The following is a 7,526-nucleotide window of genomic DNA, read 5'->3' on the forward strand; positions in this document are numbered from 1 at the left end:
TCCATGAACACCCCGTGGAAAAACCGGCATCCCAAGCGTGGGGGAAGCACGCTTCTGCTGTCCGTTTTTTTCATCCTAACCCTTCTCATGGGCGGGGCATTGACGGTGGACATTTCCCTTCTGGCTCTGGAAGCCCACTCCACACAGTCCGCCTGTGATGCCGCGGCCTTGGCCGGGGCGGTGAAACTGGTGGTGCAAAAGACAGGGACCACTTACGCCAACACCGCAGCATCCGAGTTGGCGGCCCGCAATGAGGCCATCTTTATCAGTTCCCAGAACGGGGTCACGCTCGACAGCAGCGGCATCACCTTCCCCCTCCCCGGGCGTATTCGCGTGCAAGCACGGGTCAATTCCGGCCTTTTCCTGGCCCGGGTCATCGGGCTGACCTCCACTTCGATCTCCCGCTCCGCCGCGGCAGAAATCTCCTCCCTGCGGGGACTCAACCGGGTCGGCCCGCTCGGCCTTTCCCTATCCGATTACCAAACCTACGCCATGGGGCAGAACCTTTTCACCGTGACCCTGGCCCGCAACACCTCCGACGCCTTCAGTTCGGGCCATGCTCTGGCACTGAGTTTCGACGGCAATGCCAGCAAGCCGGTTTCGGTCTTTGAGAACGAATTGCGCAATGGCTACGCGGAGAAAATACTCGTCGGCCAGACGGTCAATTCCCTCAACGGGGCCACCGCACAGCAAAACGCCCTTCGCGACGCCATGAATGCCCGCCTTTCCGCGAAGCAATACTTCCTACCCGTGGTCATCATTCCCGACAAAGACCCCACCGTGGGCACCTCCACCCATGTGATCCAAACCATCGCCATGGTCCGTGTGCGCAGTGTGACCACGGTCACCACCATGACAACCCCTTCTCCGGGCAACAACGGCAACGGCAAGGGTCAGGGGGCCGCAGGCGGCGGCACCAGCGAGGACAGGACCCAGCTGACACTCCAGTTTGTTCCCGATTATTTGATCAGCAGTGACACCTTCAAGATCACGCTCGGCGCCAATGGCGACACCCCCCTCAGGACCATAAGGCTTGTTGATGAATCCCGATAAGAGTCCTGCGAACGAATCCACCGCGCAAAGCCTGCCGGGGCAGATGGCCAGAGTCCCGCTGGCCACGCTCAACTCAAACCGATTCCGGTGGCAAACCGGCCTGGATCTGGGCATCCGCCTGCTGCTCCTCGCCCTCGGATTCGGGGGCGGTTGTGTGCTCATGCTTTTGGTGGTCCATCATCACCAAACGAGCCAGTTTTTGGGCGTCTTTCAACAACAGCAGCAGGAGGAGGAAATCCGTCTGAATGCACAGATCGAGCTCACGGGACAAACCTTGCGAAATTTTGTCCACGACTACAGCTATTGGGACGAGATGGTGGCTTTCACCCTCAAACCCAATCCTGTCTGGGCCAGGGAGAATCTCGATGTCACGCTGGATTCCTTCCAGCTGGATGCGGTTTGGGTCATGAATCCCAACTGTGAGTTGGTTCACAGTTCGGTCCGCGAAAACAACCTGACCCTTCCCCTTCGAAGGGACGAACTGAGGGCCTGCATCGCCAAGGGTTATTTTTCCCATTTTTTCGTGTGGAGTCCCGCTGGCTTGATGGAGATTCGCGTGGCCCCCATCCAGCCCTCCGCGGACTCCAGCCGGCTGAGTTCACCACGTGGATGGCTGATCGGCGGCAGATTGTGGACTGCCGCCCGCATGGATGAGCTGCAAAAAACCTCCGGCCTGCGTCTGGAAATCACCCAGCCCGGGGCACCCTTCCTGGCCGGCGACCTTTCCGACTCCCGCATCGCCTTCACCTCCCAGCTGGTCAACTGGGAGGGCCAGGCCATAGCCGAAATCCAGGCTCAGCGGTTTGTTCCCATGCTCTCGGGCTTCGCCCGTCTGGCCAGCCGCACGTTCTGGCTCACCGGTGCCATTTGCTTTGTTCTTTTTTCCCTGCTGTTGGCGGCGCTTCATTTCAGCTACAATCGTCCCTTGCAGCTCCTCACGGCCGCCGCCCTGGATCCGGAAGTTGACGTCGATCTCACCCGCTTGCTGGCCCGCTCGGACGAAATCGGCCACCTTGCGGCCGTGGTCAAATCCCTGAGGGAACACCATGACAGAATGGCCCAGGAGATCAGGCGCCGGGAGCAGGCGGAATACGAATTGAAACAGGCGATTACCGAACAGGATCTTTTCGCCCGTGAACTCCACGACGACATCCTCCAGACACTCTACGCCATGGGGATGGCCATCGATGCGGCAGAGCGCAACAAAGCCGTCAAACCACAGGAAATCCGCCGCCTCCTCTCACAGATCGTTCCCGAAATCAACCGTGCCATAGCCGCCTTGCGCATCGCCATCGCCGGACTGGAGTCGCGTCGAACAGAACCCGCGCGACTGCGGCAGGTTTTGTTGCGCATTCTGGACAGCACGCTGGGTCACTGCGGCGTCGCCGTGGCGACCCAGATCGACGAAGCCGCAATCTCCCGCCTGGACCGCAACCAGATTTTCCATTTGATCCGTCTGATCCGAGAAGTGGCGACCAATACCGCCAAACACGCAAAGGCCGGGCATTTCCGTCTTGAAATCGTGCCGTCCGCGGATGCCATCCAGATCATCGCCGAAGATGACGGCGTTGGACTCCCGGCCCATTCCGCAGAAACAGGCGGCAGCGGCCTGAATAATCTCATGCTGCGGGCGGAACAAATGGGAGCCCGCCTGGCGTGGGAAACCAACCAGCCCAGCGGACTCCGGGTCCGCATCGATATCCCGACCCAACCCTTATGAAAAAAAACAGCCCCTTGATCCGTATCCTTCTGGTAGACGACCATGCCATGGTCCGGCTCGGACTACGCACCCTGATTGAAGCCTCCCCCGGCCTGGCCGTGGTGGGCGAGGCGGAGTCCATCGAACAGGCCATGTCCAGTTTGAAGCAACACAAACCCCATCTCGTGCTGCTCGATCTCCGCCTGAAGGATGGCTCGGGGATCGATCTTTGCCGCCGCATCAAATCCGAGCCCGCCTCGCCCAAGGTCCTGGTTCTGACCTCCTATGCCAGCGATACCCACCTCATCGATGCGGTCGAGGCGGGAGCCGAGGGTTATGTGCTCAAGGACGTCGACGGCACCTACCTGGTGGATGCCATCCACCGGGTGATGACCGGGGAGAACATCTTTGATCCCTCCAGCACCCTTAAAATCCTCCGGAAGGCCATCACCCCGGGCGGGGCCAGTTCACCGCTGCAAAAGTTGCGCCTGCTTTCCATCCAGGAACGCCGTGTGCTGGAGATTCTGGCCCAGGGGAAAACCAACAAAGAAATCGGGACACAACTGGGACTGAGCCACCGGACGGTGAAGAATTACATTTTCAATCTCATGGGCAAACTGGGGCTCTCCCGCCGCACGGAGGCCGCCGCTTTTTTCCTCACACACCAGAGGGATGCCTTTTCAGCGGGACTTGAGCGGGCATCGTCTACCGACCCAGACCACCCATCATCTTCTCCCGCCCCTTGACCCTAGCCGTGACTATGCAGTTGCTTATCCGCCTGAGGCGGAAAGATGCAGTTGGTTTACCACGAAGAACGTCCCGTGACCGCGTTGGTCACGCCGAACGGGACCTCACGCGGCGAAGTTCGCGAAGACATACGATTCTGGGCTGCGAACAACTCCAATCACCCATTGGTCAGTTGAATCCAAGGGCCGTGAAATTATACTAGAGCATTGTGTATTTAATCAGCTACTCGTTCTCATACTCTTTCTCATTCTCGTGCTCTCTGAATGGGAGAGAACGAGCACGAGAGCGAGTAAGAGAAACGAGATGAAGCCACTGCTAAGTAAACGCAAAGCGCTCTAAATTAAACTGACTGAGCGACAGAATAAACGGGGGAGCCAGGAGCTTCGCCCTCCCATAAGGCACTTTACGCCCACTCAATTCAATTTGGAATTAAACTGTTCTGTATTTTATTCATAGCCAACTGTTTCGGCTTCGCGAACTTTGCGGTGAACTACATTGATCCGGCTTAACCGCCGCCCTCGGCAACTGGACAGTGCCATTCGTCCCTGACCCCTAGGGACTTTTTTGGGGCTTGGCGCTTCTACTGAAAAAGTGCCGTTTCCGATAGTTTGGAAACATGAAAGGCACACTGCACAGACTCCGTCCGGGCTCCCGCCGCGGACAGGGTGTCGTTGAATTCGCCCTCCTGGTTCCGGTGCTCCTCCTGCTTCTGATGGGGATCATCGAGTTGGGATGGCTCATGAATGTCAACCTACAGGTCACCAACGCCGCCCGTGAAGGGGCACGCGCGGCTTCGGTCGGCAAGACCACGACCAACGTCAACACCCGTGTGACCAATTTTCTGAACACCTACAACATCACCCCGGTGGTCACGATCCAATACAGCCAAAACAACGGCAGCTCCTGGACCACGGTGGGTGACGCCAGCGGCAAAAACAATGCGCCCAACGGCAGTTTGATCCGCGTGAATCTCCAGGTCACCCACAAGCAGTTGACCAACTTCATCCCCGGCCTCAACAACTTCACTTTCAACAAAAGTGTCACCATGACACGCGAGCCCACCTAGTCCCCGCTATCCACATCCCCAACCCGAGGTTTACTATGAAACACACCCATCGAACCAAGCGTCAGGCCCGAAAAGGCCAATCCATCATGTTGGTGATGCTGGCTTTGGTCATCCTTTGCATCATGGCGGCGCTCACGGTCGATTACGGCCTGATGGTCATCCGCGCCAACCAACTCCAGCGGGCCTGTGACGCCGCCGCCTTGACCGCTGCATGGAGTTACTACAATGATTACGTAAAAGTTGCCGGAACTATCAACAGCAACCAGCAAAAAGCCACATTGTCAGCCACTGCGGAAACCACGGCTAAATCCCAGGCTGTTACTGTTGCTGACTCTAATGGAGTCACCATAACTTCCTCGAATGTCACATTCAATGGCACGGTAGGAAGCAACAACCCTAGACGAGTAACAGTAGTAGCTTCAGGCAGTCACTCTTATTTCATAGCGCGAGTCATGGGTGCCGGCAGCTCCGTCATGACTAGACGCGCTACCGCAGAGATAACTCCAGTCGCGGGAATCGGTAAAAGTGATGTGGACGGCTCCAGTGGTGGTGTTGCCCCATTGGGAATTACCGTTGATGACTTTAAAAACTATTACAACAGTGGTTCCAATCTCACGGTCACATTGGAAAGGCTACAAACAGGAGATTTTACCAACGGGGAAATACTGGGAATGGATATCAGGCCCCAAAACGGCAAATCTCCGAGCCAGTGGGAGGACGAAGTTGCCACGGGAGCGGATCTTAATTTTTACAGTGATAATCCTAGCAATACTGCGATCAACGCCAGCAGAGGCAATCAATCAGGGCGCCTACAAAATGCGATCAACACACGAATCGCGAATGGGCAAAAGACCCTCTACATTATGGTCACTGACCCCAGAAGCCAAAACAATGGCACATCCAATATGCCCTTGCGAGGCGTAGCCAAGGTGGAGATTCAGAGTATCTCGCTCAACGGCCAAGGCAACAATGCGCTGGCGTCATTTACCATGAAAGTTGTCGGAGGCTGGCTCGATGGGGACTCTAACTATATCACAACCGTGAGCTCAGTCGACGTCGATTCGCTCGAAGGCATTCCCAGCAGTGAAATAAATAACAATGAAAATACCAACTTCATGTTCACGGTGCGCTTGATTGATGATATATAAATGTCCTATGCCAAGCAGCCTTATTTTTTAGCAAAAGCAATCTGCATGAATTCTTTGATAACAGGCAAGAATCCGTTCTTACTCTTCTTACTGTTGTTATGCATTTTACCCAACTATTTCGCTTTCGGGGCTGCGATTGATATTTCAAATTTGAGTCAAAGCACTAATTCTGATGTCTTTGAAGTAAATTCTTCGCCGGATAGTTATATAGGGGCGGCTTTCAAAACCCCGACAGGTGTGGTCACGCTACAGAGTGTTGTGTTGCCCATTAAAGTCATCAACAACAGCGCTCCTATGGTGCTGTATCTTTACAAAGTGAACGGCGAGCCGGATGCAGACTTCAATCAACCTGGCACCGGCGATGACCCCATTCTTCTCGCTTCTCCTTCATTCACCACAAACTCGACCAATTTTGTGAATTATTCGTTTTCCGGAGGGGGCATCACCTTGGCCCCGGATAGTTGGTACTGGATCACTGCTCAGTCTTCCGGAGGAGGTAGGTATGTGTGGTCGTTCACCAGCTCCCTTGCATCCACTCCTAACCCAATCTTCGCGGGTTTTTCACAATACAGCGATTTTGATGCCATTTGGGCTAACTATCCTTACACTGCACCATTTACTCCTTCCATCCCGCAATTTTCTGTCGTGGGGACAACTTCTACGGGTTTGACATTCAACACTTGGTCCGGCAACGCATCCCAGACGGCCGATGCCAACAACGATGGTATCAACAATCTCATGGCTTACGCCCTCGGAGCGGGCAACGCCACCGTGAACGCCCGGGCCCTGCTTCCCGTGCTCTCTCCCGTTTCCGGTGGTTACAAATACACCGTGGGCAACGCCACACGCTCCGATGTCACCTACCAGGTGCAAATGTCGACCTCGACTTCCCTGGCCAACGCAACGTGGACCGCCAACACCACCGCCGGCGGGGTGTTGGCCTCCAAGACAGGGGGCGGTTCCTGGGCCGCCGGTCCCGTCACGTCGGGCATCACTCTCAACGCCACCAGCACCGGGATTGAAATCATCGACACCAATAACACCATCAGGCGTTTCTGGCGTCTTTCTGTGACGTCCCCCTGAGCTGGAACGATCCAGTTGGTTTACCGCGAAGAACGCTAAGTTCGCGAAGTTATACGGATTTTGGTTGGCAAAAACTCCATTCACCGATCGGTGAACCCGAAGCCAAATGTCATGCCGTAGGATGACTTCATCATGTATTCCCAATCATGTGTTTCTGCTTCGCGTTCTTCGCCGCGTGAGGTCCCGTTCGGCGTGACCAACGCGGTCACGGGACGTCCTTCGTGGTGAACTGAATTGATCCGGCTGACACCAAATCAAAATGACTGAGCGACAGAATAAACGGGAGGGCGAGGCTCCGCCGAGCCGGTTTGATGTCTCTATTCCAAGGGCGGCTCAGCCCCGAATGCTTACGGGGGAGCCTGGAGCTTCGCCCTCCCATAAGGCACTTTTACGCCCACTCCATTCCATTTGGTATAAGTGCCTATCCGTGAGTCTTATATCAAATCATATTGAATGAGCCTGTTTCAATCGGAGGGTCGCCGCGTGAAACGCGGTCGCAAGACAGGTCCCGTTTGCCTGCATCACGGGCGACCAAGCCGCACAGCGTGCGGCCCTCCGGGGCGCTTTCGCGCCTAAGCAATCGGATTAGGTATTAGAAGTCATCTCAAAAATAGGGCAAGTCCGCGTTGCGAGTGCCACCGGCCCGAACCCGAGGAGGAACGACCGAGCATATATGAAGTATATACGTGAGGAAGTGACGACGAAGGGAGCGGGTCGGTGCCGCCGCAAC

The 7,526-nt window shown here is 55.9% G+C and carries 6 protein-coding genes; all 6 read left to right on the forward strand.

Going from position 1 to position 7,526, the window contains the following annotated elements; genetic code table 11:
• Nucleotides 1-3: 3 nt before the first annotated feature.
• On the forward strand, nucleotides 4-1,053 hold the full coding sequence (locus SFU85_04135) for a pilus assembly protein TadG-related protein (GenBank protein MDX6765960.1): 1,050 nt from the start codon (nucleotides 4-6) through the stop codon (nucleotides 1,051-1,053).
• Nucleotides 1,040-2,773 (forward strand): CHASE4 domain-containing protein, encoded by a 1,734-nt coding sequence (locus SFU85_04140; protein ID MDX6765961.1) that lies wholly within the window; start codon nucleotides 1,040-1,042, stop codon nucleotides 2,771-2,773. The genes SFU85_04135 and SFU85_04140 overlap by 14 nt, the downstream gene beginning before the upstream one ends.
• Nucleotides 2,770-3,498, forward strand: coding sequence for a response regulator transcription factor (locus SFU85_04145; GenBank protein MDX6765962.1), 729 nt, complete (start codon nucleotides 2,770-2,772; stop codon nucleotides 3,496-3,498). Before SFU85_04140 ends, SFU85_04145 begins: the two co-directional genes overlap by 4 nt.
• Nucleotides 3,499-4,115: 617 nt before the next feature.
• On the forward strand, nucleotides 4,116-4,565 hold the full coding sequence (locus SFU85_04150) for a TadE/TadG family type IV pilus assembly protein (GenBank protein MDX6765963.1): 450 nt from the start codon (nucleotides 4,116-4,118) through the stop codon (nucleotides 4,563-4,565).
• Between the two features lie 35 nt (nucleotides 4,566-4,600).
• Nucleotides 4,601-5,713, forward strand: a complete 1,113-nt coding sequence (locus tag SFU85_04155) for a pilus assembly protein TadG-related protein (protein ID MDX6765964.1) — start codon at nucleotides 4,601-4,603, stop codon at nucleotides 5,711-5,713.
• On the forward strand, nucleotides 5,714-6,796 hold the full coding sequence (locus SFU85_04160; GenBank protein ID MDX6765965.1) for a hypothetical protein: 1,083 nt from the start codon (nucleotides 5,714-5,716) through the stop codon (nucleotides 6,794-6,796).
• Nucleotides 6,797-7,526: the final 730 nt, after the last annotated feature.

The organism is Candidatus Methylacidiphilales bacterium, assembly GCA_033875315.1.
Taxonomy (GTDB): domain Bacteria; phylum Verrucomicrobiota; class Verrucomicrobiia; order Methylacidiphilales; family CAZTYG01; genus JANRJG01.

Coding starts and splice junctions, on each gene's coding strand:
- SFU85_04160 (MDX6765965.1), top strand. CDS start 5,714: ATGTCCTATGCCAAGCAGCCTTATTTTTTAGCAAAAGCAATCTGCATG.
- SFU85_04135 (MDX6765960.1), top strand. CDS start 4: ATGAACACCCCGTGGAAAAACCGGCATCCCAAGCGTGGGGGAAGCACG.
- SFU85_04145 (MDX6765962.1), top strand. CDS start 2,770: ATGAAAAAAAACAGCCCCTTGATCCGTATCCTTCTGGTAGACGACCAT.
- SFU85_04150 (MDX6765963.1), top strand. CDS start 4,116: ATGAAAGGCACACTGCACAGACTCCGTCCGGGCTCCCGCCGCGGACAG.
- SFU85_04155 (MDX6765964.1), top strand. CDS start 4,601: ATGAAACACACCCATCGAACCAAGCGTCAGGCCCGAAAAGGCCAATCC.
- SFU85_04140 (MDX6765961.1), top strand. CDS start 1,040: ATGAATCCCGATAAGAGTCCTGCGAACGAATCCACCGCGCAAAGCCTG.